General features: G+C 51.1%; 8 tRNA genes. All 8 read right to left on the reverse strand.

Going from position 1 to position 708, the window contains the following annotated elements:
- Nucleotide 1: 1 nt before the first annotated feature.
- Nucleotides 2–75: transfer RNA gene (locus AC3E7H_RS09875), tRNA-Pro, on the reverse strand.
- Between the two features lie 16 nt (nucleotides 76–91).
- Nucleotides 92–165, reverse strand: a tRNA-Arg gene (locus tag AC3E7H_RS09880).
- Nucleotides 166–173: 8 nt separating this feature from the next.
- A tRNA-Leu gene (locus AC3E7H_RS09885) sits at nucleotides 174–259 on the reverse strand.
- 7 nt (nucleotides 260–266) lie between these two features.
- Nucleotides 267–338: transfer RNA gene (locus AC3E7H_RS09890), tRNA-Gly, on the reverse strand.
- Nucleotides 339–365: 27 nt separating this feature from the next.
- Nucleotides 366–438: transfer RNA gene (locus AC3E7H_RS09895), tRNA-Thr, on the reverse strand.
- A 12-nt stretch (nucleotides 439–450) separates the two neighbouring features.
- Nucleotides 451–532 (reverse strand) — tRNA-Leu (locus tag AC3E7H_RS09900).
- 5 nt (nucleotides 533–537) lie between these two features.
- A tRNA-Lys gene (locus tag AC3E7H_RS09905) sits at nucleotides 538–610 on the reverse strand.
- A 24-nt stretch (nucleotides 611–634) separates the two neighbouring features.
- Nucleotides 635–707 (reverse strand) — tRNA-Asp (locus tag AC3E7H_RS09910).
- Nucleotide 708 lies beyond the last annotated feature (1 nt).

Consider the following 708-nt stretch of genomic DNA (forward strand, 5'->3'; position numbering starts at 1 on the left):
ATCGGGAAGACAGGATTCGAACCTGCGACACCTTGGTCCCAAACCAAGTACTCTACCAAGCTGAGCTACTTCCCGAGTTAAATAGAAAAAATGCACCCTAGAGGAGTCGAACCTCTAACCGCCTGATTCGTAGTCAGGTACTCTATCCAGTTGAGCTAAGGGTGCTCATTATATGCCGAGGACCGGGATCGAACCGGTACGATCGTTACCAATCGCAGGATTTTAAGTCCTGTGCGTCTGCCAGTTCCGCCACCCCGGCCTCTCTAAGCGAACGACGGGATTCGAACCCGCGACCCCCACCTTGGCAAGGTGGTGTTCTACCACTGAACTACGTTCGCATCGACCTCTTGGTTATATTAAAAAAATGCCGGCTACATGACTTGAACACGCGACCCTCTGATTACAAATCAGATGCTCTACCAACTGAGCTAAGCCGGCTTATTTCTATTATGCGGGTTAAGGGACTTGAACCCCCACGCCGTTAAGCGCCAGATCCTAAATCTGGTGCGTCTGCCAATTCCGCCAAACCCGCAATGATGACCCGTACTGGGCTCGAACCAGTGACCCATTGATTAAAAGTCAATTGCTCTACCAACTGAGCTAACGAGTCTAAAATAACTTCCGTTATCTTAAACGGTCCCGACGGGAATCGAACCCGCGATCTTCGCCGTGACAGGGCGACGTGATAACCGCTACACTACGGGACCT

It is taken from the genome of Streptococcus sp. SCPM-O-B-15304 (M98) (assembly GCF_058200215.1).